Source organism: Pseudomonas extremaustralis (assembly GCF_900102035.1).
GTDB lineage: Bacteria > Pseudomonadota > Gammaproteobacteria > Pseudomonadales > Pseudomonadaceae > Aquipseudomonas > Aquipseudomonas extremaustralis.
In genome coordinates, this window is sequence record NZ_LT629689.1 from 5,342,284 (window position 1) to 5,366,408 (window position 24,125).

A 24,125-nucleotide genomic window follows, 5' to 3' on the forward strand; every position below is an offset into this window, starting at 1 on the left:
GCGTACTGAACAGCCACTGTCGCGGCGTGTCGTAGCTACAGGCACCCCTTGGACTCTGGTACATCATGGCCACACACGAAGACGGCAAGACTCCCAACCTGTCGCGGGAAGAGCAAAAGGATGTGGACGACAACCAGCCACCCCGGGCGGCGGTGCTCCACGAAATCATCCGCACCCAGGGCGACCAGGAACTGGAGCGCAGCGTCGCCGCCCTGTGGTGGTCGGCGCTGGCGGCCGGGTTGACCATGGGCCTGTCGCTGATGGCGATGGGTTTGCTCAATTCGCGCCTGCCGGACGGCGAGGCTTTCAAAGTGATCGCCAGCTTTGGCTACTGCGCGGGCTTTTTGGCGGTGATCCTCGCGCGCCAGCAACTGTTCACGGAAAACACCCTCACCGCCGTATTGCCGGTGATGAGCAAACCTACATGGGCCAATGTCGGGCGGCTGTTGAGGTTGTGGAGCGTGGTGCTGGTGGGCAACCTCTGCGGCACGCTGCTGGTGGCCTACGTGATGCTGCACCTGCCGATCTTCGACACCAAGACCGACCATGCCTTCCTTGAGATCGGCCGCAAGATCATGGAGAACTCCCCCGGCCAGATGTTCGCCAAAGGCATCGTTTCCGGCTGGATGATCGCCACCATGGTGTGGATGATCCCGTCGATGGAAAGCGCCAAGATGTGGATCATCATCCTCATCACCTACCTGATGGCGCTGGGGGACTTCACCCACATCGTCGTCGGCTCCGCGGAAGTGTCGTACCTAGTGTTTGCCGGCGAGTTGCCGTGGAAGGATTTCTGGCTGGTGTTCGCCGGCCCGACCCTGGCGGGCAACATCGTCGGCGGCAGCTTTATCTTTGCGCTGATCAGCCATGCGCAGATCCGCAGTGAGAGCAGCTTGCCCATCGACAGCGATAAACGATGAGCAGAGCGGCTAGGCAAATGAAGGCGGCTTGGCGTTTTTAGTGCTAAACCTCTAACCGCTGTTTAAAACGACAAAAGGAATGAATGATGACGGCCGCTTTCTGGTGTGTATTGATCGCGATTTTTCTGCCTTACCTGTGCACAGGCGTGGCCAAGTTCAGCGGTGGCAAGTTCGGTCCACGGCAGAACCACGACCCTCGTGCCTTCCTCGAAACCCTCGAAGGCTTCGCCAAGCGTGCCCATAACGCGCAGCTCAACAGTTTTGAAGTCACCCCGGCGTTTGCAGCGGCGGTGATCATTGCGCACGTGGCGGGTACCGCCTCGCTGGTGACCATCAACGTGCTGGCCGTGCTGTTTATCACCAGTCGCCTGCTGTACATCATCTGCTACCTGGCCGACTGGGCGATCCTGCGCTCCCTGGTGTGGGCGGTGGGCATGGCGTTGATCGCGAGTTTCTTCTTCGTCTCGATCTGAGGCCATGCACAAACCCCTTGTGGGAGGGCGCAAGTCCCTCCCAGCATTTCATCTAGAGCGTCTCCGGCACCTGGGGCAACGCCGCGCCTTTGGGCCATAACATCCAGATTTGCCCCTGCTGCTTCATGTTCCCGGCCAGTTCGCCGGCCGCCTCGCCGGTGCCCCAGAACAGGTCCGCGCGCACTTCACCGGTGATTGCGCCGCCGGTGTCCTGCGCCGCTACCGGACGCGTAATCGGCGAGCCATCGGGCTTGGTCGTGGACAGCCACAACAGGCTGCCCAGCGGGATCACCTTGCGGTCCACCGCCACGCTGTAGCCGGCGGTCAATGGCACGTTCAGCGAGCCGCGCGGGCCTTCGTTGCTGTCGGGGCGGGCGCTGAAAAATACATAGCTGGGGTTGCTCGCCAGCAGCTCCGGGATGCGTTGCGGGTGTGCCTTGGCCCAGGCGCTGATGGCGCCCATGGTCACGTCTTCCTTTTTCAACTCGCCTTGCTCCACCAGCCAGCGGCCGATCGGGCGATAGGGGTAGCCGTTCTGGTCGCCATAACCGATGCGCAGTTGCCGGCCACCGGCCAGTTGGATGCGGCCCGAGCCCTGGATTTGCAGGAATTGCAGGTCCATCGGGTCTGTCAGCCAGGCAATCGGCGTGGCGCTGGAACCCTGGCCGTTGATGGTGCTGGCGTCGTCATACGGCTTGAGCACGCGCCCTTCGAGGCGACCGCGCAGGCGCTTGCCCTTGAGTTCGGGGTAGATGCTTTCCAGGTTGACGATGATCAGGTCGTCCGGCACGCCATACACCGGCACATGGGCGGTGGCGGTTTTGGTCAGGCTGCCGGGGTAGACCGGTTCGTAGTAGCCGGTGATCAGGCCGTTGGGGGTGTTGTCGGCCGAGCGCAGGCCGAACACATCCAGGCGCTCCTTGAGAAAGCCGCGAACCGCCACGGCATCGCCCGGCACGCCGGTTGCCGCGGCACAGGTCGCGCCCCATATGGGATCGGCCTTCAGGCGTTGGCAGGCACTGCGCCAGGATTCAAAACCGGCCAGCAGGTCGCTGTCGGACACCGCTGGCAAGGCTTCCCACGGTGCGCTCGCATACGTGGCGACGGCGTGGGGTTTCAAAGTTTCATCTTTGCCGGTGTCTTTGCCCGCATCGCAGCCGGCCAGGAGCGCGATCATCGGCAGAGCCCACGCCAGTCGGCGGTTCCAGGCGTTCAAAAGGATTTTCATAGACATCATTCCTGAAGCGATTGCCCGGGATTCAACCCATCCTGGCAACCCTTATTGTTAATAGGGCTATTGGTGTTTACGGGCGGGGCGAGGATACTGGCCGCCGTTTCCCGTGACCCTGAGCCACCATGACTTTTAAAAAATTGACGGTTGTATTGCTGGCCTGCCTGGCCTTGTCCGCCTGCGGCGGTGTCGATCCGAATTCCCCGCTGGGTCAGCGCAAGGCGATCTTCAAACAGATGCTCAAGACCGGCGAAGACCTGGGCGGCATGCTGCGTGGGCGTATCCCGTTCGACGGGGCGAAGTTCGCCGAAGGCGCGGTCAAGCTCGATGCGCTGTCCCATGAACCGTGGAAGCATTTCCCGAGCGTGCGTGAAGAAGATCACACCAGCGCCAAGGACGACGTGTGGCAGAAACAGGCGCAATTCCAGGCGCTGGCCCGCGATCTTGAAGCGGCCACCGGTGAATTGGTGATCGCCAGCCAAGTCCAGCCCTACAAGGTCAGCAACCTGGGGCCTGCGGTGCAGAAAGTCGAAGATGCGTGCAGCGCCTGCCATAAGCAGTTCCGGGACCACTGACGGTTATTACTGGTCGAGTTCTTCTACGGCGTCCTGCAGCTCTTTGCGCGCTTCGGCGAGTTTGTCCTTGCGCTTGTTGATCTTGTCCGCGTCGCCCTTTTTCATCGCCTTGTCGAGGTCGGCCTGACGGCGGCTGACTTCGTGCTTGGCGTCGAGCACCCTGTTTTCCCGCTGCTTTTTCAGGGAGGCGTCGGTGCAATTGGCGGTGACTTCGCTCAGGGCTTTTTCCAGGCCGGCCTGTTGTTCGCTGTTGCCATGGGCCTTGGCCTGTTCGATCTGGGTGCTGATGGCCTGGCGCTTGGCGGCGCAGCCGGTGAGTGGAGCGGCTTCTTCGGCCGCCAACAGCGGCAGGGTCATGAAGCTTGCGACGGTAAACAGGGCAAAAGGGGCGAGAAATTTCATGTGGAACTCCAAGGTCGCAATCTGACGGCAGGATGAATTCTGCCGTTGTTCAAAGGTGGCCGGCTCGGCTTCAAAACCCGTCGATTCCGGCCACGCGTAGTGTTTCAGCCAACGCCTGTACTTGCGGGTCGCGAAAGAAAGCGCTCAGTTGCGCCGCGCGGCCCGGGCCGATGCCATCGGTGGCCAGCCAGTCTTGGGTGTCTTTGGCGACCAGCGTCTGCCAGTTGCCTTGCAGGTTGTTGCGCGCCGCGGGCGGTATGCCCAGGGCCTTGAGCCATTGTGCGAAAGGCCGTTGCCGCGCGCTGTGCAGGCTGTCGAGCAGGCGTTCGCGGCTGCGAGCGCCGAAGCCGTCAATGTTAGCAAGCTCTGCCGCATCGAGGGTCAACCAATCGAGCAAGCCTGCGATTAGACCGGCCTGGATCAATACGTTCCAGGTCTCGCGACCGATGTGCGGCAAGGCCAGGCCCTGGTTGCCGCTGAGCCAGGTGAGGCGGGCCAGCAACTGTTCCTCGCAGCCGGGGTCCAGTTGCCAGCAACTCAAGGCGTGGAAGTCCCGGGGGTTGGGGACAGGCAGTTGCACCCGCGTGCGGTTGCGCAGGATCACGTCATCCAGGCGCGGAATCACCTGGCCCGCCAGGCTGATGGACACTTGGTCGCCAGGGCGGATATCCAGCGCTTGCCAGCGTTTCAAGGAACCGGCGCTGACGCGGCTGATCCGCCGGTCGTCGAGCCGCACCGGCTCCAGTTCCAGCAGAGGCGTGATGCGCCCGGTGCGCCCGATCTTGAAGTGCACGTCGCGCACCCATGCCAGGGCCTTGGTGGCCGGGTATTTCCAGGCGACTGCCCAGTACGGCGAGCCGACCTGCCAACGATCGGCGGGCGCGCGTTGCGCCTGGTGCAGCACCACGCCATCGGTGGCGAAGGGCAGCGGCTGGTTGTACCAATAAGTGCGCCAGTGCGCGGCCTCGGCAATGCCTTGAATGGGCTGGCTGTAGCGCTGGCTGTCGCTGAAGCCCCAGCGTGCCAGGCTGGCCAGGCGCTCGCTGAATGCCTGGGGCCCCTCGGGCCAGGCCCACACGAACAGGCCGATGCCGGCGGCTTCGGTGTCGCTCAACCGGTGACGGTTCATCAGCCCCGCCACCTTGCTGCGCGCATTGAGCCCGCCATGGGCCGACTGCACATGGCCGTCGAGGCGCCAATAGAGTTCGCCTTGCAGTATCAGGTCGATAGGCTCCGGTAGACGCTGGACGATGCCGGGGATTTTACGCGCGCTGGCCGTCCAGTCCTGGCCGAGCCTGCCGTCGCCACGGCTGATGAGCTGGTGCAATGCGCCCTGGCGATACACCAGGGTCACCGCCACACCGTCGACCTTGGGTTGTATCCAGACATTCTGGCGCGTGCCCAGCCAGGTCGCGACGGCCTGCTCATCCAGGCGTTTTTCCAGGCCGGTATGGACGATCGGATGGGACAGGTTGCCGCGTGCGCTGGCCAGCGGGTTGTCAGGCACGGCCGCTGCCTGGGGGAAGCACTGGCGCCAGTGCGCCAGGCGTTGGCGCGCCTGGTCGTAAAGTTCATCGCTGACTGGGGATTGGCCCAGCCGATGGTAGCTGTCGTCCCATAGGGCGATTTGCTCGGCCAGCGTATGGAGTTGCGATCTGGCTGGCTCGGGGCAGTCCTCGGCCCCTGCGAAACCCATTGAAACACTGAGTAGACCCGCGACGAGTAAACGCATCATGAGCTTCCTTGCTCGAAAAGGACGCCCAGCCTAAATGATCCGCTCGGCCACAAAAAAGCCCCGACAGTGCGGGGCTTTTTACGCGGTGTTTCCAGGGGCTCGGACGGCCTGCCCAAGTCCCTGGATACCTTAGGCGATTACAGACCGGCGGCAGTACGCAGGTCGTTGGCGCGGTCGGTTTTTTCCCAGGTGAAGGTGGTGAAGGTGTCGTCGCCGACGGTCTTCTGCCCAGGGGTACGCCCGAAGTGGCCGTAGGCGGCGGTTTCCTGGTACATCGGGTGCAGCAGGTCAAGCATGGTGGTGATCGCGTAGGGGCGCAGGTCGAAGATTTCGCGCACCAGTTTGACGATTTTCTCGTCGCTGATCTTGCCGGTGCCGAAGGTGTTCAGCGAGATCGACGTAGGCTGGGCCACACCGATGGCGTAGGACACTTGAATCTCGCAGCGCTCGGCCAGGCCGGCCGCGACGATGTTCTTGGCCACGTAGCGACCGGCGTAGGCCGCCGAACGGTCGACCTTGGACGGATCTTTACCGGAGAACGCGCCGCCGCCGTGACGGGCCATGCCGCCGTAGCTGTCGACGATGATCTTGCGACCGGTCAGGCCGCAGTCGCCCACCGGGCCGCCGATGATGAACTGGCCGGTCGGGTTGATGTGGAACTGGGTGTCCTTGCTCAGCAGTTCGGCAGGCAGCACGTGCTTGACGATCAGCTCCATCACGCCTTCGCGCAGGTCGGCGTAGGACACGTCCGGGTTGTGCTGGGTCGACAGCACGACCGCGTCGATGCCGACGACTTTGCCGCCTTCATAGCGGCAGGTCACCTGGGACTTGGCGTCCGGGCGCAGCCACGGCAACAGCCCGGATTTACGCGCTTCGGCCTGGCGCTGTACCAGTTGGTGCGAGAAGGTGATCGGCGCTGGCATCAGCACGTCGGTTTCGTTGCTGGCGTAGCCGAACATCAGGCCCTGGTCGCCGGCGCCCTGGTCTTCCGGCTTGGCACGGTCGACGCCCTGGTTGATGTCGGGCGACTGCTTGCCGATGATGTTCATCACGCCGCAGGTCGCGCCGTCGAAGCCCACGTTGGAGCTGTTGTAGCCGATGTCGGTGATCACATCACGGACGATCTGCTCCAGGTCAACCCAGGCGGTGGTGGTCACTTCGCCCGCGATGATCGCTACACCGGTTTTCACCAGGGTCTCGCACGCCACACGGGCGAACTTGTCTTTAGCAATGATGGCGTCCAGCACCGCGTCAGAAATCTGGTCGGCGATTTTGTCCGGATGCCCTTCAGACACGGACTCGGAGGTGAAAAGGGAGTATTCGCTCATCTCGATGTTTTCCTGATATTTACCGATGGTGAGTGTCGCCAGCCGGCCGCTGAAAATGGCGGACCTGGATCTGGAAACCATTACGTAAACCTACATAGAGGCTTTCCCCGGGAACGAGTCCCGCAGCGGTGGCCCAACGGGCCAGATCGTCCTGTTCGAACCCCAACCAGAGATCACCGCAGGCCTCCCTGGCCCAATTCTGGTTGTGGCTGCATAAATCCGTAACCAGCAGGCTACCGCCGGGGTGCAGCAACCCGGCCATGTGCTTGAGCGCGTCGGCGGGTGCGGCGAAATGGTGCAAGACCATGTTCAGCACCACGCAGTCGGCCTTGAGCGTCGGGGTGTTCAGCGCGTCGGCCAATTGCAGGGTGACATTGCCCAACGCCTCGCGCTCGCAGAGCTGGCGCGCCAGGTCGAGCATCGCCGGGCTGTTGTCCAGGGCCGTGACCTGCCTGAACCTGCGCGCCAGGTCCGGCAGGAAACCGCCATCCCCAGGCCCGATTTCCATCGCCGTGGCCTTATCACTGAAGCTCAGCTTGTCGAGCAGCGCCAGTACGCTGTCGCGGTATTGGGGCAAGCCCGCGATCAGGTCCTGTTGGGCGCGAAACTTCTCGGCGACCCGTGCGAAAAAGTCCTGGCTGGCGGCGGCGCGTTGCCCATGGACTTGACCGATGCGCGATTGCACCTCGTGCGGCAGGTTCAGGCTGTCCACTTCTTCGAGCAGCGCGGCGTGCAGCTTGCCGCCCAGCAGGTCGGTGTGGGGCAGGGCGCGGCGATAGAAAATCGCGTTGCCTTCGCGGCGGGTGGCCACCAGGTCGGCCTGGGACAGCACTTTCAAGTGGTGGCTCATGCCCGACTGGCCGATGGCGAAAATCTGCGCCAGCTCCAGTACGCCGAAAGAATCGTTGGCCAGTGCGCGCAATACGTTCAGGCGCAACGGGTCGCCAGCAGCCTTGCATAAGGCAGCCAGGTCATCGCCATCGTCAGGACGCAGGGAGGGCACGGGTAGGTTCATAAGGCCAGCAGTCTAGAGACGGGTGGAAATCCCTGCAAGGCCAATATCAAAAAGTTTTGATATTGATCGATAAGTGGCGGTTATAAGCCGTCGCTATAACTTCCAGGCGAACCCGTGAAAGGTTTCTGCGGATGAATGCCGTGCAAACCACAGGAAAAACACCGCCAAGTGACTATCTGTCATTGCCCGCAGGCGGTGGCTGAGGGAAAATGCCGGTCCTTTTTTCCGTTTCTTTTATTCAGCCCCCAGGAGAACAGCGATGCCCAGCCGTCGTGAGCGTGCCAACGCCATTCGTGCCCTCAGCATGGATGCCGTGCAAAAAGCCAACAGCGGCCATCCCGGTGCCCCGATGGGCATGGCGGATATCGCCGAGGTACTCTGGCGCGACTACCTGAAACACAACCCGACCAACCCGTCTTTCGCCGACCGTGACCGCTTCGTACTGTCCAACGGCCACGGCTCGATGCTGATCTACTCGCTGCTGCACCTGACCGGCTACGATCTCACCATCGACGATCTGAAAAGCTTCCGCCAACTGCACAGCCGCACCCCCGGCCACCCTGAATTCGGCTACACCCCAGGCGTCGAGACCACCACCGGTCCCCTGGGCCAAGGCCTGGCCAACGCAGTCGGTTTCGCGCTGGCGGAAAAAGTCCTGGGCGCGCAGTTCAACCGCCCTGGCCACGACATCGTCGACCACCACACCTACGTGTTCCTGGGTGATGGCTGCATGATGGAAGGCATTTCCCACGAAGTCGCTTCCCTGGCCGGTACCCTGGGCCTGGGCAAGCTGATCGCGTTCTACGATGACAACGGTATCTCCATCGACGGCGAAGTCGAAGGCTGGTTCACCGACGACACCCCTAAGCGTTTCGAAGCCTACAACTGGCAGGTGATCCGCAATGTCGACGGCCACGACCCGGAAGAGATCAAGACCGCCATCGATACCGCCCGCAAGAGCGAGCGTCCGACCCTGATCTGCTGCAAGACCACCATCGGCTTCGGCTCGCCGAACAAGCAAGGTAAAGAAGACTGCCACGGCGCCCCACTGGGTGACGCGGAAATCGCCCTGACCCGTGAAGCCCTGAAGTGGAACTACGGCCCGTTCGAAATCCCGGCCGACATCTACGCCGAATGGGATGCGAAGGAAAAAGGCCTGGCCACCGAAGCCGAGTGGGACCAGCGTTTCGCCGCCTACTCCGCCGAGTTCCCTGAGCTTGCCAATGAACTGGTACGCCGCCTGGCCGGTGACCTGCCTGCCGACTTCGCGGAAAAAGCCTCGGCCTACATCGCCGAAGTCGCGGCCAAGGGCGAAACCATCGCCAGCCGTAAAGCCAGCCAGAACACCCTCAACGCCTTCGGTCCGCTGCTGCCTGAGTTCCTCGGCGGTTCGGCCGACCTGGCCGGTTCCAACCTGACCCTGTGGAAAGGTTGCAAAGGTGTCTCGGCCGAAGACGCCAGCGGCAACTACATGTACTACGGCGTGCGCGAGTTCGGCATGAGCGCCATCATGAACGGCGTGTCCCTGCACGGCGGCCTGGTGCCTTACGGCGCGACCTTCCTGATGTTCATGGAATATGCGCGCAACGCAGTGCGCATGGCCGCGCTGATGAAGAAGCGTGTGATCCATGTCTACACCCACGACTCCATCGGCCTGGGCGAAGACGGCCCGACCCACCAGCCGGTCGAGCAACTGACCAGCCTGCGCACCACGCCGAACCTGGACTGCTGGCGCCCAGCCGACGCGGTCGAATCCGCCGTGGCCTGGAAGCATGCCATCGAGCGCAAGGACGGCCCTTCGGCGCTGATCTTCTCGCGCCAGAACCTGCAACATCAGGTGCGCACCGATGCACAGATCGCCGACATCAGCCGTGGTGGCTACGTGCTCAGGGACTGCGTCGGCGAGCCGGAACTGATCCTGATCTCCACCGGTTCCGAAGTCGGCCTGACCGTTCAGGCCTACGACAAGCTGACCGAGCAAGGCCGCAACGTGCGCGTTGTGTCCATGCCCTGCACCAGCGTGTTCGAAGCCCAGGACGCCGGCTACAAGCAATCGGTCCTGCCGTTGCAGGTCAGCGCACGTATCGCCATCGAAGCGGCGCACGCCGACTACTGGTACAAGTACGTGGGCCTGGAAGGTCGCGTGATCGGCATGACCACCTACGGTGAGTCGGCGCCGGCACCGGCCTTGTTCGAAGAGTTCGGCTTCACCCTGGAAAACATCCTGGGTCAGGCTGAAGAGCTGCTGGAAGACTAAGGCTGTAGAGTGAGGTGGCTGGACTGGCCTCATCGCGAGCAAGCCCGCTCCCACATTTGATCGGATTCACATGGCTTCAAATGTGAACCCATTCCAAGTGTGGGAGCGGGCTTGCTCGCGATAGCAGTCGACCCGCCACCCTATTACCCAAGGTAATCGAGAACCCCATGCCTCAACCGCGTCCCTACAAAGTTGCACTCAACGGCTACGGCCGCATTGGTCGTTGCGTCTTGCGTGCTCTGTTCGAGCGAGGGGCGGCGGCCGGGTTTGAAATTGTTGCGATCAACGATCTGGCCGACATGGCCAGCATCGAATACCTGACACGCTTTGACTCCACCCACGGCCGGTTCCCCGGTGAAGTGCGGGTGGAAGGCGATTGTCTGCATATCAAGGGCCACTGCGTGAAAGTGCTGCGCAGTGCCACCCCCGAGGGCATCGACTGGGCGGCGCTGGGCGTCGACCTGGTGTTGGAATGCTCCGGTGCCTATAACACCCGTGCCGATGGCCAGCGTTTCCTCGACGCCGGCGCGCCGCGTGTGCTGTTTTCCCAGCCGATGGCCAGCGAGGCGGATGTCGACGCCACCATCGTCTACGGCATCAACCAGGATTGCCTGACCGGCGATGAGCGCCTGGTGTCCAACGCCTCCTGCACCACCAACTGCAGCGTGCCGCTGTTGCGCCTGCTGGATCAGGCGATCGGTATCGATTACGTGTCGATCACCACGATTCACTCGGCGATGAACGACCAACCGGTGATCGACGCCTATCATCATGAAGACCTGCGTCGCACGCGCTCGGCGTTTCAGTCGGTGATTCCGGTGTCCACCGGGCTGGCGCGTGGTATCGAGCGACTGTTGCCGGAACTTGCCGGGCGAATTCAGGCCAAAGCCGTGCGGGTGCCGACGGTAAACGTGTCGTGCCTGGACATCACCATGCAAACCGTCAGCGATACCGACGCGGTTGAGGTCAACCGGATTCTGCGCGACGCCGCCACCAGCGGCCCGCTCAAAGGCCTGCTGGCCTACACCGAGTTGCCCCACGCCAGTTGCGATTTCAACCATGACCCGCATTCGGCCATCGTCGATGCCAGCCAGACCCGCGTTTCCGGCCCCCGGCTGGTGAACATCCTGGCCTGGTTCGACAACGAATGGGGGTTTGCCAACCGAATGCTGGACGTCGCAGAACACTATCTGCAAACAGCCTCTCCACAACTTTAGCCTCAGGAATTGCCACCCATGACCGTGTTGAAGATGACCGACCTCGATCTGCAAGGTAAACGCGTACTGATTCGTGAAGACCTCAACGTCCCGATCAAGGACGGTGTGGTCGCCAGCGATGCGCGAATCCTGGCCTCGCTGCCGACCATCAAGCTGGCCCTGGAAAAAGGCGCGGCCGTGATGGTCTGCTCCCACCTGGGTCGTCCGACCGAAGGTGAGTTCTCCGCGGAAAACAGCCTCAAGCCTGTGGCCGACTACCTGAGCAAGGCCCTGGGCCGCAACGTGCCGCTGGTGGCTGACTATCTGGGTGGCGTGGACGTCAAGCCCGGCGACATCGTGCTGTTCGAAAACGTGCGCTTCAACAAGGGCGAGAAAAAGAACAGCGACGAACTGGCCCAGCAATACGCCGCCCTGTGCGACGTGTTCGTGATGGACGCCTTCGGCACCGCCCACCGCGCCGAAGGTTCCACCCACGGCGTAGCCAAGTTCGCCAAGGTCGCGGCCGCCGGCCCATTGCTGGCTGCCGAGCTGGACGCACTGGGCAAGGCCCTGAAGGCGCCGGCCCAGCCGATGGCGGCGATCGTGGCCGGCTCCAAAGTCTCCACCAAGCTGGACGTGCTCAACAGCCTGAGCCAGATCTGCAACCAATTGATCGTCGGCGGCGGCATTGCCAACACCTTCCTGGCCGCTGCCGGTCACCCGGTGGGCAAGTCCCTGTACGAGCCGGACCTGCTCGACACCGCCCGCGCCATCGCCGCCAAGGTCAGCGTGCCGCTGCCGGTGGACGTGGTCGTGGCCAAGGAATTCGCCGAAAGCGCCGAAGCCACCGTCAAGCTGGTTGCTGACGTGGCCGCCGACGACATGATCCTGGACATTGGCCCGCAAACCGCAGCCAACTTCGCCGAACTGCTGAAAGCCTCGCGGACCATCCTGTGGAACGGTCCGGTCGGCGTGTTCGAGTTCGACCAATTCGGCAACGGCACCAAAGTGCTGGCCAAGGCGATTGCCGAAAGCTCGGCATTCTCCATCGCCGGCGGCGGCGACACCCTGGCGGCCATCGACAAATATGGCGTGGCTGACCAGATCTCCTACATTTCTACCGGTGGCGGCGCATTCCTCGAATTCGTCGAGGGCAAAGTCCTGCCCGCCGTGGAAGTGCTGGAAACCCGAGCCAAAGGCTGAGGCTTGTGGCCCGGAAAAGGAGTTTTCCCATGACCAAGTCGTTGGCACTGATGATCGCGGCAGGCCTGTTGGCCGGCTGCGGCAGCACGCCAAGCGCCAAGCCTGCGCCTGGCGCGGCGGTGGCGCCGCAGAAAAAAGGCTGCTACCAGGCTGACTGGCAAGCCGAGACCATGCCGGTGATCAACAAGCGCATCGGCAACGAACGGCTGGATAAATACGACTCTGCGCCCAACGGTCAGGAACAGGGTTGCCCTTGACGGGTCTGATCAACTAACCGACAGCATCGGCGGCCCTGGCCCCGGTGCGAGGATTGGCAATGAAAGGCGTTTTCGCCCTGGCAGCCCTGGCGTTACTGGCCGGTTGCAGCAGCATGAACATGTTCAACAAGGCAGAGCCGGCGGACAAATGGACCACCTGGACCTGCGACAGCAAGGCCGAGGTCAACTGGCGTTTTGCCAACCAGGCCCATAGCGAGGTGGATGTACGCCTCGGCGGTTCGGACCAGGTTTACCGCCTGAAGCAGGACGTTGCCGCCTCGGGCGTGCTGTACAGCAACGACCAACTGGCGTTTCACACAAAAGGTGAGGAAGGCCTGGTTTACTGGGTGGCCACCGACGATCTGATCGGGCGTGGCTGCAAAGCCCCGTAGGCGCAGCTTTAACGATTCAGTCGGTCAGACGTACGAAGCCTGACCGGCAATAACTTGAATAGCAGCCGCCGCTACGGCAGGCTTGCACGATTAACGACCCTCGTCCGGGAGAGACAACACAATGGCACTTATCAGCATGCGTCAAATGCTGGACCACGCAGCCGAGTTCGGCTACGGCGTCCCAGCCTTTAACGTCAACAACCTTGAGCAGATGCGCGCCATCATGGAAGCCGCTGACAAGACCGACTCCCCAGTGATCGTCCAGGCTTCGGCCGGTGCGCGTAAATACGCCGGCGCCCCGTTCCTGCGTCACCTGATCCTCGCCGCGATCGAAGAATTCCCGCACATCCCGGTGTGCATGCACCAGGACCACGGCACCAGCCCTGACGTGTGCCAGCGCTCCATCCAACTGGGCTTCAGCTCGGTGATGATGGACGGCTCCCTCGGCGAAGACGGCAAGACCCCGACCGACTACGAGTACAACGTCCGTGTGACCCAACAAACCGTGGCCATGGCTCACGCCTGCGGCGTTTCGGTCGAAGGCGAGCTGGGCTGCCTGGGTTCCCTGGAAACCGGCATGGCTGGCGAAGAAGACGGCATCGGCGCCGAAGGCGTGCTGGATCACAGCCAGATGCTGACCGACCCGGAAGAAGCTGCCGACTTCGTCAAGAAGACCCAAGTGGACGCCCTGGCCATCGCCATCGGCACCAGCCACGGTGCCTACAAATTCACCAAGCCGCCTACCGGCGACGTGCTGGCCATCGACCGCATCAAGGAAATCCACAAACGCATCCCCAACACCCACCTGGTGATGCACGGTTCCTCCTCGGTACCGCAAGAGTGGCTGGCGATCATCAACCAGTACGGCGGCGACATCAAAGAAACCTACGGCGTACCGGTTGAAGAAATCGTCGAAGGCATCAAGTACGGCGTGCGCAAGGTCAACATCGACACCGACCTGCGCCTGGCGTCCACCGGCGCAATGCGTCGCCTGATGGCCACCAACCCGAGCGAATTCGACCCGCGTAAATTCTTCGGCGCCACCGTGACGGCGATGCGTGATGTATGTATCGCGCGTTATGAAGCGTTCGGCACTGCCGGTAATGCTTCGAAGATCAAGCCGATCTCGTTGGAAGCGATGTACCAGCGGTACTTGAAAGGTGAGTTGAACGCTAAGGTGAACTGAGCCTTGGTCGTTTAAAAAGAAGCCCGCAGCGATGCGGGCTTTTTTTCGGCTGGAATTTGATCAGGCTGCGTCAGGTGTATCGAAGCCCCGGTGTTCGATTACCCGGAATATGTCGCTGACGTCCTGGATTAATAGGCGTGCGGTGTTCGCTACGTTGTTGAGGTCGCGCTCGGCGAAGTCCGGCAGGCTGGAGCAGGCCATCAGGTTGAGGTGTTCGAGGGCGGCGCTGAGGCGTTCGCGCAGGCAGGCGTGGAGCTCGCGCAGCGGGGCGGCGCTGTCGATCAGGAGCACGGGGTAGTCGGTGGCGGTTTCGGTGCAGGGGGTGAAGCGGCGGGGTGGGAGTGGATTGTTCATGGCAAATATTCCTCGTATCTAAAAGGACTACCGCCGTTCGCTGCGAAACGAATGGGTGGTAGCTGTGTGCGGGTTCGCAGACCGAGGATACGAGGAACCCGGCAGACCCGAAGGTCTCCCACACACAGCCACCATAAAGTAGACGCCGAACGCAGAAGCGCTCGCCGTTTCATTCATGCTGCTGGGTACACACGTATCGTTAGGGCTGCGAAACCCTATCGCCGACCAATGCCGGCGACGGGGCGAACTATAAGCGGCGACCCGATCCGCCGCAACGGTCGTGTAGGACGCTGATCCGCGTGTGTGAGCCCGGCTTGTCGTGGCGAGGGAGCTTGCTCCCGTTAGAGTGCGCAGCACTCCCTGGATTGGGGGGCGCTTCGCACCCCAGCGCAAGCAAGCTTGTTCGCCACATTGCGAACTGTCTGTGGGTTTCTCGGATATTGCCTACTCGACATGAGGCCAATCCATTCAGTTGTGATCGATATCCAACTTCGCAAACGTCACCCGCGCGCCTTCCTTGCTGTTGCCACTGTTGTCCTGTACATACACTCCGGCCTTGAAGTACAGCGGCTTGCTGCCCCACGCCGCGCCGATGCGCGCGTTCCACTCGCCGTCGGCGGCGTATACGCTCAGCAACCCGGCTTTGTTGAGGTTGATGACGTAGGTGAAGTTTTTCTCCAGCGGCACGTTGGAGGCGACGATGATGACCCGCCCGTCGCCGTCATCCGGGCGCATGCGCACTTTGGCGACGAGGTTGCCGGTCTGGGTTTTTTCCTTGAATTGGTACTCCAGCTTGATCAGCGGTTTCTGGCTGTCATAGGCGTGGATCTGGCCGATGACCACTTTGCCGGTGGAGGGCACTTGGTTGACGGCCAGGGTGGCGCGCAGGAAATTGTTGGCGTCGGGGTAGGTCCAGTTGCGCAGGCGGCCGTCGGCGTAGGTTTCGCGCAGTTCGCTGCGTGGGTAGATGGCGTTTTCGGTGCGGGTGCCGGTGACCGGTGTCCAGAATTGCACGTTGCTGCCTTCTGCCTGGAAATATTGGTCTTTGAAGCCGCTCAGCAGTTTCGGGGTGTCGATGGTCGCGGGCGGGGAGCCGACCGGAATGCTCAGGTTCCAGGTGGAAAGATCAATCATGGTGTAGGCCTTTTTACAGAGTTGTGTAGGCTATGGCCCTTGGGCCGGACAGGTTCTTTATAGGCGGTCATTACTCACTTGTTAATCAATGACTGACAGGTTATTGGCGTCAGAGGAATGCCAAAAAGCCATGTTTCCCGTAAGCCGTGGGTTGTAGACGCCGACCGTTAGTCGGCTTCCTAACCTTTGGTGCGGTGATGGCACTTAGGTTACTTCTGATTTCCGGTATCCAAGGCTAGAGTGACGCCTCAGTGTCTATCCGGGTTTTATCTCAGAAGTGACCGGGGCAGCTCCTTAAGGATGAGACGTAGCATGGAATGCGCTCCACACCACGGCGATGGCGGTTCGGTTCTTCTGGTAGTCGATGACTACCCGGAAAACCTGATCAGCATGCGTGCGCTTTTGCAACGCGATGACTGGCAGGTGGTGACCGCCGGCTCCGGCCTGGAAGCCCTCGAATTGTTGCTGGTGTATGACGTCGACCTGGTCCTGCTCGATGTGAAGATGCCCGGCATGGACGGTTTTGAAGTGGCCCGCCTGATGCGCGGCAGCCAGCGCACGTGCATGACGCCGATCATCTTTCTCAGTGCCAACGCCCAATCGCCGGCCGCCGTGCTGGAAGGTTATGCCAGCGGCGCGATCGATTACCTGTTCAAACCCTTCGACCCGCATATTCTCAAGCCCAAGGTCCAAGTGTTGCTGGAGCAGCAGCGCAACCGCCGGGCCTTGCAGCGCTTGAGCCATGACCTCGAATCTGCCCGCGCCTTCAATGCCTCGGTGCTGGATAACGCCGCCGAAGGCATTCTGGTGGTGAGTGAGGCGGGCGTGATCGAGTACGCCAACCCGGCGATTTCGCGCCTGCTCAACGCCAAGATCGATGAGTTGCAGGGCCAGGAATTCCTGGGTTTCCTGCAAAAGCCCCACGTACCGGCCTGGCCGGACTCGCAGATGTACGCCGCTTACCGCCTGCACGAAACTTGGCGCCTGCACGATGCCCTCCTGCGCACTGGCCGTAGCCAGCAGGTGCCGGTGGCGTTGTCCTGCGCGCCATTGCCCGCCGAGCAGAGGGCCATGGTGGTGACGGTGCTGGACATGTCCGAAGTGCGCCACTTGCATCAGCAATTGGAGTTCCAGGCGGTCACCGACCCGCTGACCGGGCTGTTGAACCGGCGCGGTTTCCATCAGGCGGTCGAAAGCATCCTGCTGCGCGGCGAGCGTGGGGATCAATCCCTGGTGTTGCTCTACCTGGACCTCGATGGCTTCAAGCGCGTCAACGATTCCCTTGGGCACGATGCCGGCGACCGGGTGCTGCGCTGGGTCTCGGAGCAGTTGCAGAGTTGCCTGCGTTCCTACGACATTCTCGGGCGCATGGGGGGCGATGAATTTACCGCGTTGCTGGAGCTGGAGTTCCCGGAGCAGGCGGCAAAAATTTCGGAAGAACTGATCGAACGGGTGTCTATTTGCCAGCAGGTCGACGGTTTGGATGTGATGCTCGGCGTCAGCATCGGCATCGCTACGTTTCCCGACTGCGGCTCGGACCTCAATGGCCTGCTGCGCGCCGCTGACATTGCGATGTATGAAGCCAAGCGCGCGGGTCGTCAGCAATATCGCTATTACGATCAGGAAATGAACGGTCGCGCCCGCTCGCGCCTGATGCTGGAAGACAGCGTGCGCACCGCGATCGACAACAAGGACTTCACCCTGGTGTACCAGCCGCAGGTGTCCCTGGCGGACGGTCGTTTGCGTGGCGTCGAAGCGCTGTTGCGCTGGCAGCACCCCAGCGTCGGCGATGTGCCGCCGGGGTTGTTTTTGCCGTTGCTGGAAGAGGCGCGGCTGATCAGTCAACTGAGCGCCTGGATTTACCAGCAGGCCGGTGCCCAGCGCCAGGCCTGGCAAACCACTTTTGATGAAGAGTTGGTGTTGAGCGTGAGCCTGAGCAGCAGCCAGTTCAATATGCCCAACCTGGCCAACCAGATGCAGCAGGTGATTGAGCGACATGGGTTGCAGGCACGGCAGCTGGAGGTGGCCATCGGCGAAGACTGCCTGATGAACAACCTGGAAGAAGCCACCAAGCAACTCAAGCTGCTGCGCCACGTCGGGGTGCGTATCGCCCTGGATGATTTCGGTTGTGGGCCGTGTTCCCTGGCGCATCTGCGCGACCTGGCCTTCGACACCCTCAAGCTCGACCCGCAACTGGTCGCACGCCTGCCGGGCTCGGTGCGCGATGCAGCGATGGCGCGCAGCATTATCGAACTGTGCGGGCATTTCGAGGTGCTGGTGGTGGCCGAAGGCGTGGAAACCCCCGAACAGGCGCAATGGCTCAAGGCCAATGGCTGCGCGTTTATCCAGGGGCCCTGGGCGGCGCAGCCGTTGATGGCCGAGGACGTGGTGCACTGGTCGCGCGCCCGCGTCCGTTGAATTCGCTACACTGGCGCCTATCCACGCCCTGTTGCAGACCCCATGACCGCGCTGAAATACCTCCAGGCTTACCCCGCTGCCCTCCAGGAACAAGTGCGCCAACTGATCGCCAAGGACCAGTTGGGCGCCTACCTGGAGCAGCGTTACCCCGAACGCCATGCCGTGCAGAGCGACAAGGCGTTGTACGCCTATGCCCTGGCCTTGAAACAGGAACACCTGCGTAATGCGCCGGCCATCGACAAGGTGCTGTTCGATAACCGTCTGGACCTGACCCACCGCGCCCTGGGCCTGCACACCACGATTTCGCGGATTCAGGGCGGCAATCTCAAAGCCAAGAAAGAGATTCGCATTGCCGCGCTGTTCAAAGAGGCCGCGCCGGAATTCCTGCGCATGATCGTGGTGCACGAGCTGGCGCACTTCAAGGAATCGGACCACAACAAGGCGTTCTATAAACTCTGCGAATACATGATGCCCGGCTACCATCAGGTGGAATTCGACCTGCGGGTGTACCTCACGTATCGCGACCTGCAGGGCAAACCCTGACCGCACAAGGCGACCGACCATGGATGTGAGCAAGACCAAGAGCAGCTTCTACCGCCGCCTGTACGTGGCCTACCTGATCGACAGCGGGCAGGCCAGCAGCGTCCCGGCGCTGACCGACGTCACGGGCATGCCGCGGCGCACCGCACAGGACACGATTGCGGCGTTGGCCGACTTGGATATCGTCTGTGAGTTCGAGCAGGAAGACGGCGCGCGCAACCATGCCGGGCGCTATCGGATTCGTGAGTGGGGGGCGATTGACCGGCGTTGGATCGAGGCGAATCTCAGCCAGATCAAGCGGGTTCTGGATTACCCCTGAGTTCGGCGGTGGCTGGGCCGACATTATCGGGAGCAAGCCCCCTCCCACGGTCGAGGGTGGGAGGGGGCTTGCTCCCGATGGCATCCTCAGGCGCGCCGCATGCCTATATGGGGGATGTCATCCTCCAGGTATTCCTCGCCCGCCACCAGGAAGCCATACCGCGCGTAATACCCCTGCAAATGCGCCTGGGCGCAGAGGAAGATCGGTGTGTCCGGCCAGATATCGTCAATTTGCTTGAGTGCTTCGACCATCAATCGGTGCCCCAGCCCGGTGCCCCTTGCCGCTGGCGCGACGATCACCCGGCCGACGACCACGTCGCCGCCCTGGGTGTCCGGGTCCAACAGGCGCAGGTAGGCCACCAGCTCATCGTCCTTCCAGGCCATCAAGTGGTGGGTATCGCCCAGCAGATCCTGCCCATCGATGTCTTGATAGATGCATTTTTGCTCGACGACGAAAACCTCGTTGCGCAGGCGCAAGATCGCGTAGAGCTGCTCTTTGCCGAGGTCGTTGTGGTGTTTGCAGACCCAATCGACTGTCATGGTGTGTTCTCCCATAGATGTCTGTTCCTGATAGTAGGCGTGGCGGCCAATGCTGTCTAAATCAGCCAGTGTCGCGAATGAAGTCAATTAGCCACTACTGAGTGCGTTCGCGCCCCGTTTCTTTGTGTAATCTGAGCTACTGTTAGATGCTCAGGCGCCGCCTGAGCCAAGGCCACCGCCTGCTTGCCAAGGATTTTGAGCATGCCGCGATTCTCTCGTGCCGTTGCTTTATTTGGAGTGTTGTTGCTGGCGATGCCAGCGCTCGCACAGCGTCTGCGCCTGGTAGCGGATGCCTGGCCACCGTTTACCGACGCCACGTTGATCAATGGCGGTTTGGCCACGGACATCGTCAGCACGGCCCTGGCCCGAGCGGGCTATGCCAGTGAATTCGAACAGGTGCCCTGGGCCCGTGCGCTGATGGGCGTGGGCGACGGGCGCTATGACGTGGTGGTCAACGCCTGGTATGACGAGGCGCGTACGCACCTGGGGCAGTTTTCCGGTGAATACCTGCTCAACCGCGTGCGCCTGATCAAGCGCCGCGACGACCCCATCGACTTCCAGCGTCTTGAGCAATTGCACGACTACCCCATCGCGGTGGTGCGCGGTTATGCCTATTCGGCGGCGTTCGACGGGGATACGCAGTTGCAGAAAGTCCCGGTGCACAACTTCGTCATGGCCGTGCGCATGCTGGCGGCGCAACGGGTGCGACTGACCCTGGAGGATGAGTATGTGGCGCGCTATTACCTGTCACGCGAATCGCCACGGGTGCGCAATGCGGTGGAGTTTTTACCCAAGCCGTTGAGCGAAAACAGCCTGCATATCCTGGTCAGCCTGAAAAACCCCGAGCATGCACAGATCGTTGCCGGGTTTGATCGGGAGATTGCCAAGATGAAGGCCGATGGCAGTTATGAGCGGTTGATGCGCTTGCATGGGATGTGACGGAGCGGGTTTGTCGTGGCAAGCCTCAGGTCGCTTCGGTGTCTTTGATCAAATGCGCCGCCAACGTGCGCAATGGCCCCAACTGTCGGCAAATCAATGCCAATTGCGTCTGCACCAGGCGCTGCCCTTCGTCGATCTCATCCGGCATCTGTTCCAGGTCCGTCGCCAAGGTTTCTTCGGCATCGCTCTGGATCGCAATCGGTTGTTTGTTCGCCAACCCGGTGGCGATTTCGTCGATGCTCGCCGCCAGGCTGTTGCCGGCCTCGTCGATCAGGTGTTCACGCACCTCGGCCGGCAGTTGGGTGCCGCGGTGCGCGCCCAGGCCTGACAAGTAGCTGAGCAGCGTGTGGGACAGCACCAGGAAGCGGAAGCCCACATCGGCTTCCTTACGGAAGTGCCCCGGCTCCATCAGCATGTTCGCCAGGGTGGTGGACAGCGCTGCGTCGGCGTTGTGCGCGTTGCGCCGGGCCAGGCGATAAGCCAGGTCGTCGCGCTTGCCGGCGGCGTATTGCTGCATGATCTGGCGCAGGTAGATGCTGTTGCAGGTCAGGGTGTTGGCCAGCACTTTGTTCAGGCGCCGGCCTTGCCAGTCCGGCAGGAACAGGAACACCGTCAGGCCCGCGATCAGGCTGCCGATCAGCGTGTCGAACAGGCGTGGCAGGAACAGCCCGTAGCCGTCGCCCACCTGGTTGAAGCAGAACAGCACCATCAGGGTGATCGCCGCCGTGGCCAGGGTGTAGCGCGTGGTGCGGTAGATAAAGAACACCAGGCCGGCGGCGATGGCGAACATCGATTGCACCAGCGGGCTGGGGAACAGGTCGAATAGCGCCCAGGCCACGGTCAGGCCGATGGCGGTGCCGATGATCCGCTGGCCGAGTTTGCGCCGAGTGGCGCCGTAGTTGGGCTGGCAGACGAACAGGGTGGTGAGGATGATCCAGTAACCCTGGGAGGCGTGGATCGCATGCAGGGTGCCGTAACCGATGGTCAGCGCCAGGGCCAGGCGCAAGGCGTGGCGGAACAACAGCGAGGTCGGCGTGAGTTGGGTGCGCAGGCGCGTCCACATTTCCTTGAAGTTGCGCGGGGCGCGGTCCAGCAGGTTGCTGTCGGTGGCGTCGGCCAGGGCATCGGGGTTGCTCGCATCGCCCAGCAGGCGGTCGAGGGTCGACAGGTTGGCCGCCAGGGCGCGCAGCGAGCGCAGCAGGCCGCGCCAGGCCGGGTTGCTCTGGACGCGCAGGTGTTCCATGGACGCGTTCAGGTCGCTGAGGGCTTCGGCAAAGCTGGCGTCATAGACGAACGGCTGGCGCAACTGGATCGACTCCGCCAGGGCTTCGCAGGCCTTGCCTTGCTGGCGCAGCAGGCGCTGGCAGCGGAACAGCACGTCGCTGTGGAAGAAGGCGTCGGCCAGGGCGTTGTAGGGATAGTGGGAGGAGCTGGCGCGTTCGTGGATGTCCTGGGCCAGAAAGTACAGTTTCAGATAGCGGCTGACCTTCGAACCGGGGCGACCATTGCCGACGCGGTGCAGGATGATTTCCTTCGCCGCATTCAGCGCCGCCACCACCCGGCCGTTTTGCTGGGCCAGTTCCAGGCGACGGGCTTCCACGTCCAACTGGCGGATCGGTTCGAACAGCGATGACTTGAGCTTGAGGTAGCGTCCCAGTTCACGAAACAGCCGCGCCAGGCTTTGTTGCACCGGCTGGTTGGAAAACAGCACCTGCCACAACACCGAAAGCGCGCCGTACCAGGCGGCACCGGCCACCAGCAGCAGGGGCTCGTGCCAGAAGTCACTGACCGCGCCACCGCGCTGGTCCACGCCGATCATGGTGTAGACCGACAGGATCAGCGTCGCCGAAGCAATCGCACCATAGCGTTCGCCCAGCGCGCCGAGCATGGTCAGGCAGAAACTGGCCAGGGCCAGGGCAATCGCGAAGAGCCAGGGGTAGGGGAACAGCAGCTCCACCGACAGCGCGGCGATGCTGAAACACACCAGCGTCACCGCCAGGGCATTGAGGCGGCCTTGCCAGCTGTCATCGGTCTCGGCCAGGGCGCTGGCGATAATCCCCAGGAACAGCGGGATCAGCAGCGTCATTTCATCTTGATACCAGCACAGCGCCATGCTGCCGGTGAGGGCGATGAAGACCCGAACGCTGTAACTGAATTTATCCAGCGCCCACAGGCGCCGCATGGACTGGTTGAACGAGTTCGATGACATGAAGGCAGGAGTCTTCCGGGACGATGCCGCTAAATTGAGCCAGTAATGACGCCACGGCAAGCGTGGCGATCACATCGGCGAGCAAAATTTATTCCAGTCACCTCATTCTCAATGTGGAATGCTTTTGAATGTGGGAGGTGACTGATACTCCGCTATCGGGAGCAAGCCCCCTCCCACATTTGACCGAGTACATTCTTCAAGCATATTGCGCAGCGGCGTAGCCCGACGCCCAGGCCCACTGGAAGTTGAAGCCACCCAGGTGGCCGGTCACATCCAGCACTTCACCGATAAAGTACAAACCCGGGCTTTTCAGCGATTCCATGGTCTTGGACGACACTTCCCGCGTGTCCACGCCGCCCAGTGTCACTTCGGCGGTGCGATAGCCTTCGGTGCCGGCCGGTACCAGTTGCCAGCTCGCCAGTTTTTGCGCGATATCGGCCACTTCGGCGTGGGTGTACTGCTTCATTGGCTTGGACTCGAACCAGTTCTCGGCCAGCAGGTTGGCCATCTTCTTGGTGAAGATTTCGCCCAGCAGGGTTTTCAGCTCGCTGTTGGGCCGCTCGGCCTGTTGCTGTTGCAGCCAGGTGTGGGCGTCGTGGTCGGGCAGCAGGTTGATCTCCACCGTGTCGCCGGGTTCCCAGTAGGAGGAAATCTGCAAAATCGCCGGCCCGCTGAGGCCGCGATGGGTGAACAGCATGTTCTCGCGAAAGCTCTGGCCGTTGCAGCTGACCAGGCAATCCACAGAAGTACCGGACAACTCGCTGCACAATTCCTTGAGCTGGTCGGTGATGGTGAACGGCACCAGCCCGGCGCGGGTCGGCAGCAGTTCGTGGCCGAATTGCCTGGCCACCTGATAACCGAAGCCGGTGGCGCCCAGGGTCGGGATCGACAGGCCGCCGGTGGCGATCACCAGGGATTCGCAGCGCAACTCGCCCAGGGTGGTCTGCAACTGGTAGCCGCTGTCGAGCTTGGCGATGGTGTCGATCGAGGTGTCCAGGTGCAGGCTCACGCCGGTCTGGATGCACTCGTCGAGCAGCATGCCGAGGATGTCGCTGGATTTGTTATCGCAGAACAACTGGCCGAGTTTCTTCTCGTGGTACGGCACGCCGTGCTTGGCCACCAGCGCGATGAAATCCCACTGGGTATAGCGGGCCAGGGCGGACTTGCAGAAGTGCGCGTTGTGGGAGAGGAAATTCGCCGGCTCGGTGTACATATTGGTGAAATTGCAGCGGCCACCGCCGGACATGAGGATCTTCTTGCCGGCTTTGTTCGCGTGGTCGATCAGCATCACCTTGCGCCCCCGCCCGGCGGCGGTCAGCGCGCACATCAGGCCTGCGGCGCCGGCGCCAATGATCACAACTTCGGTCGAGCGCAAAACGGTGTCCTCATACAAATTCTGATTGGGAATACAGCCAGCCAAATAATGTGGGAGGGGGCTTGCTCCCGATTGCGGTCAGTCAGTCGATAAATGTCTGACTGATACATCGCTATCGGGAGCAAGCC

23 protein-coding genes are annotated in these 24,125 nt (G+C 62.1%); 13 read left to right on the forward strand and 10 right to left on the reverse strand.

The features are described 5' to 3' along the window. Positions 1-65 precede the first annotated feature (65 nt). Positions 66-920 carry a formate/nitrite transporter family protein gene (locus BLR63_RS24610; protein WP_010565918.1) on the forward strand — a complete coding sequence of 285 codons (855 nt, stop codon included), beginning with the start codon at positions 66-68 and terminating at the stop codon, positions 918-920. A gap of 86 nt (positions 921-1,006) precedes the next feature. Continuing rightward, a complete protein-coding gene (locus tag BLR63_RS24615; protein ID WP_010565919.1) occupies positions 1,007-1,393 on the forward strand; it encodes an MAPEG family protein in 387 nt (128 codons plus the stop codon). A gap of 52 nt (positions 1,394-1,445) precedes the next feature. Here BLR63_RS24615 and mltA read toward each other — a convergent pair whose 3' ends face one another. Beyond that, positions 1,446-2,621 (reverse strand): murein transglycosylase A, encoded by a 1,176-nt coding sequence (gene mltA / locus BLR63_RS24620; RefSeq protein WP_010565920.1) that lies wholly within the window; start codon positions 2,619-2,621, stop codon positions 1,446-1,448. A 128-nt stretch (positions 2,622-2,749) separates the two neighbouring features. On the opposite strand from mltA, the gene BLR63_RS24625 reads away from it, so the two are divergent. Beyond that, on the forward strand, positions 2,750-3,199 hold the full coding sequence (locus BLR63_RS24625) for a c-type cytochrome (protein WP_010565921.1): 450 nt from the start codon (positions 2,750-2,752) through the stop codon (positions 3,197-3,199). Positions 3,200-3,205: 6 nt separating this feature from the next. Here the strand turns inward: BLR63_RS24625 and BLR63_RS24630 are convergent, their stop codons facing one another. The 4 genes from BLR63_RS24630 to BLR63_RS24645 all read right to left on the reverse strand — a co-directional run bounded on the left by BLR63_RS24630 (position 3,206) and on the right by BLR63_RS24645 (position 7,679). Beyond that, positions 3,206-3,601, reverse strand: coding sequence for a DUF1090 domain-containing protein (locus BLR63_RS24630; protein ID WP_010565922.1), 396 nt, complete (start codon positions 3,599-3,601; stop codon positions 3,206-3,208). 70 nt (positions 3,602-3,671) lie between these two features. Beyond that, entirely contained in the window at positions 3,672-5,336 is a 1,665-nt protein-coding gene (gene ligB / locus BLR63_RS24635) for an NAD-dependent DNA ligase LigB (RefSeq protein WP_042947066.1), read from the reverse strand. A 137-nt stretch (positions 5,337-5,473) separates the two neighbouring features. Beyond that, on the reverse strand, positions 5,474-6,664 hold the full coding sequence (gene metK, locus BLR63_RS24640; protein WP_010565924.1) for a methionine adenosyltransferase: 1,191 nt from the start codon (positions 6,662-6,664) through the stop codon (positions 5,474-5,476). A 19-nt stretch (positions 6,665-6,683) separates the two neighbouring features. Further along, entirely contained in the window at positions 6,684-7,679 is a 996-nt protein-coding gene (locus tag BLR63_RS24645; protein ID WP_010565925.1) for an ArsR/SmtB family transcription factor, read from the reverse strand. A gap of 259 nt (positions 7,680-7,938) precedes the next feature. On the opposite strand from BLR63_RS24645, the gene tkt reads away from it, so the two are divergent. From tkt to fba, 6 genes are all read left to right on the forward strand, one after another. Beyond that, complete coding sequence (gene tkt, locus BLR63_RS24650; protein ID WP_010565926.1) at positions 7,939-9,936, forward strand: transketolase; 1,998 nt, start codon at positions 7,939-7,941, stop codon at positions 9,934-9,936. A 167-nt stretch (positions 9,937-10,103) separates the two neighbouring features. Beyond that, positions 10,104-11,153 carry an erythrose-4-phosphate dehydrogenase gene (epd, locus tag BLR63_RS24655; RefSeq protein WP_010565927.1) on the forward strand — a complete coding sequence of 350 codons (1,050 nt, stop codon included), beginning with the start codon at positions 10,104-10,106 and terminating at the stop codon, positions 11,151-11,153. Positions 11,154-11,171: 18 nt separating this feature from the next. Further along, positions 11,172-12,335, forward strand: a complete 1,164-nt coding sequence (locus BLR63_RS24660; protein WP_010565928.1) for a phosphoglycerate kinase — start codon at positions 11,172-11,174, stop codon at positions 12,333-12,335. 29 nt (positions 12,336-12,364) lie between these two features. After that, on the forward strand, positions 12,365-12,592 hold the full coding sequence (locus BLR63_RS24665; RefSeq protein ID WP_010565929.1) for a hypothetical protein: 228 nt from the start codon (positions 12,365-12,367) through the stop codon (positions 12,590-12,592). A 59-nt stretch (positions 12,593-12,651) separates the two neighbouring features. Next, entirely contained in the window at positions 12,652-12,984 is a 333-nt protein-coding gene (locus BLR63_RS24670) for an MliC family protein (protein WP_010565930.1), read from the forward strand. A gap of 121 nt (positions 12,985-13,105) precedes the next feature. After that, the gene (gene fba, locus BLR63_RS24675) at positions 13,106-14,170 is read left to right on the forward strand and encodes a class II fructose-bisphosphate aldolase (protein ID WP_003177554.1); all 1,065 of its coding nucleotides are present in this window, start codon (positions 13,106-13,108) and stop codon (positions 14,168-14,170) included. Positions 14,171-14,230: 60 nt separating this feature from the next. Here fba and BLR63_RS24680 read toward each other — a convergent pair whose 3' ends face one another. Together BLR63_RS24680 and BLR63_RS24685 are read right to left on the reverse strand one after the other, a co-directional pair. Then, entirely contained in the window at positions 14,231-14,524 is a 294-nt protein-coding gene (locus BLR63_RS24680) for a hypothetical protein (RefSeq protein ID WP_010565931.1), read from the reverse strand. A gap of 468 nt (positions 14,525-14,992) precedes the next feature. Continuing rightward, positions 14,993-15,658, reverse strand: coding sequence for a polysaccharide lyase family 7 protein (locus tag BLR63_RS24685; protein ID WP_010565932.1), 666 nt, complete (start codon positions 15,656-15,658; stop codon positions 14,993-14,995). 312 nt (positions 15,659-15,970) lie between these two features. Here BLR63_RS24685 and BLR63_RS24690 point away from each other — a divergent pair, with 312 nt between their 5' ends. Genes BLR63_RS24690 through BLR63_RS24700 form a run of 3 tightly spaced genes read left to right on the forward strand, consistent with a single transcriptional unit; the run spans position 15,971 to position 18,935 of the window. Next, on the forward strand, positions 15,971-18,076 hold the full coding sequence (locus tag BLR63_RS24690; RefSeq protein ID WP_010565933.1) for a putative bifunctional diguanylate cyclase/phosphodiesterase: 2,106 nt from the start codon (positions 15,971-15,973) through the stop codon (positions 18,074-18,076). A 42-nt stretch (positions 18,077-18,118) separates the two neighbouring features. After that, the gene (locus tag BLR63_RS24695; RefSeq protein WP_010565934.1) at positions 18,119-18,619 is read left to right on the forward strand and encodes a M48 metallopeptidase family protein; all 501 of its coding nucleotides are present in this window, start codon (positions 18,119-18,121) and stop codon (positions 18,617-18,619) included. Positions 18,620-18,638: 19 nt separating this feature from the next. Beyond that, complete coding sequence (locus tag BLR63_RS24700) at positions 18,639-18,935, forward strand: winged helix-turn-helix domain-containing protein (RefSeq protein ID WP_010565935.1); 297 nt, start codon at positions 18,639-18,641, stop codon at positions 18,933-18,935. Positions 18,936-19,021: 86 nt separating this feature from the next. Here the strand turns inward: BLR63_RS24700 and BLR63_RS24705 are convergent, their stop codons facing one another. Beyond that, positions 19,022-19,474 (reverse strand): GNAT family N-acetyltransferase, encoded by a 453-nt coding sequence (locus BLR63_RS24705; RefSeq protein WP_010565936.1) that lies wholly within the window; start codon positions 19,472-19,474, stop codon positions 19,022-19,024. A gap of 201 nt (positions 19,475-19,675) precedes the next feature. Between BLR63_RS24705 and BLR63_RS24710 the strand changes: the two genes are divergently transcribed. Further along, positions 19,676-20,413, forward strand: a complete 738-nt coding sequence (locus tag BLR63_RS24710) for a substrate-binding periplasmic protein (protein ID WP_010565937.1) — start codon at positions 19,676-19,678, stop codon at positions 20,411-20,413. 25 nt (positions 20,414-20,438) lie between these two features. On the opposite strand, the gene yccS is transcribed toward BLR63_RS24710, so the two are convergent. Together yccS and BLR63_RS24720 are read right to left on the reverse strand one after the other, a co-directional pair. Continuing rightward, positions 20,439-22,622, reverse strand: a complete 2,184-nt coding sequence (gene yccS / locus BLR63_RS24715; protein ID WP_010565938.1) for a YccS family putative transporter — start codon at positions 22,620-22,622, stop codon at positions 20,439-20,441. Between the two features lie 196 nt (positions 22,623-22,818). Next, on the reverse strand, positions 22,819-23,997 hold the full coding sequence (locus tag BLR63_RS24720; RefSeq protein WP_010565939.1) for a BaiN/RdsA family NAD(P)/FAD-dependent oxidoreductase: 1,179 nt from the start codon (positions 23,995-23,997) through the stop codon (positions 22,819-22,821). Between the last annotated feature and the right edge of the window lie 128 nt (positions 23,998-24,125).

Bases quoted from the DNA above. Each gene is read 5' to 3' on its own strand.
- BLR63_RS24610 (WP_010565918.1), top strand. From the start codon at position 66: ATGGCCACACACGAAGACGGCAAGACTCCCAACCTGTCGCGGGAAGAG.
- BLR63_RS24615 (WP_010565919.1), top strand. From the start codon at position 1,007: ATGACGGCCGCTTTCTGGTGTGTATTGATCGCGATTTTTCTGCCTTAC.
- mltA (WP_010565920.1), bottom strand. From the start codon at position 2,621: ATGAAAATCCTTTTGAACGCCTGGAACCGCCGACTGGCGTGGGCTCTG.
- BLR63_RS24625 (WP_010565921.1), top strand. From the start codon at position 2,750: ATGACTTTTAAAAAATTGACGGTTGTATTGCTGGCCTGCCTGGCCTTG.
- BLR63_RS24630 (WP_010565922.1), bottom strand. From the start codon at position 3,601: ATGAAATTTCTCGCCCCTTTTGCCCTGTTTACCGTCGCAAGCTTCATG.
- ligB (WP_042947066.1), bottom strand. From the start codon at position 5,336: ATGATGCGTTTACTCGTCGCGGGTCTACTCAGTGTTTCAATGGGTTTC.
- metK (WP_010565924.1), bottom strand. From the start codon at position 6,664: ATGAGCGAATACTCCCTTTTCACCTCCGAGTCCGTGTCTGAAGGGCAT.
- BLR63_RS24645 (WP_010565925.1), bottom strand. From the start codon at position 7,679: ATGAACCTACCCGTGCCCTCCCTGCGTCCTGACGATGGCGATGACCTG.
- tkt (WP_010565926.1), top strand. From the start codon at position 7,939: ATGCCCAGCCGTCGTGAGCGTGCCAACGCCATTCGTGCCCTCAGCATG.
- epd (WP_010565927.1), top strand. From the start codon at position 10,104: ATGCCTCAACCGCGTCCCTACAAAGTTGCACTCAACGGCTACGGCCGC.
- BLR63_RS24660 (WP_010565928.1), top strand. From the start codon at position 11,172: ATGACCGTGTTGAAGATGACCGACCTCGATCTGCAAGGTAAACGCGTA.
- BLR63_RS24665 (WP_010565929.1), top strand. From the start codon at position 12,365: ATGACCAAGTCGTTGGCACTGATGATCGCGGCAGGCCTGTTGGCCGGC.
- BLR63_RS24670 (WP_010565930.1), top strand. From the start codon at position 12,652: ATGAAAGGCGTTTTCGCCCTGGCAGCCCTGGCGTTACTGGCCGGTTGC.
- fba (WP_003177554.1), top strand. From the start codon at position 13,106: ATGGCACTTATCAGCATGCGTCAAATGCTGGACCACGCAGCCGAGTTC.
- BLR63_RS24680 (WP_010565931.1), bottom strand. From the start codon at position 14,524: ATGAACAATCCACTCCCACCCCGCCGCTTCACCCCCTGCACCGAAACC.
- BLR63_RS24685 (WP_010565932.1), bottom strand. From the start codon at position 15,658: ATGATTGATCTTTCCACCTGGAACCTGAGCATTCCGGTCGGCTCCCCG.
- BLR63_RS24690 (WP_010565933.1), top strand. From the start codon at position 15,971: ATGGAATGCGCTCCACACCACGGCGATGGCGGTTCGGTTCTTCTGGTA.
- BLR63_RS24695 (WP_010565934.1), top strand. From the start codon at position 18,119: ATGACCGCGCTGAAATACCTCCAGGCTTACCCCGCTGCCCTCCAGGAA.
- BLR63_RS24700 (WP_010565935.1), top strand. From the start codon at position 18,639: ATGGATGTGAGCAAGACCAAGAGCAGCTTCTACCGCCGCCTGTACGTG.
- BLR63_RS24705 (WP_010565936.1), bottom strand. From the start codon at position 19,474: ATGACAGTCGATTGGGTCTGCAAACACCACAACGACCTCGGCAAAGAG.
- BLR63_RS24710 (WP_010565937.1), top strand. From the start codon at position 19,676: ATGCCGCGATTCTCTCGTGCCGTTGCTTTATTTGGAGTGTTGTTGCTG.
- yccS (WP_010565938.1), bottom strand. From the start codon at position 22,622: ATGTCATCGAACTCGTTCAACCAGTCCATGCGGCGCCTGTGGGCGCTG.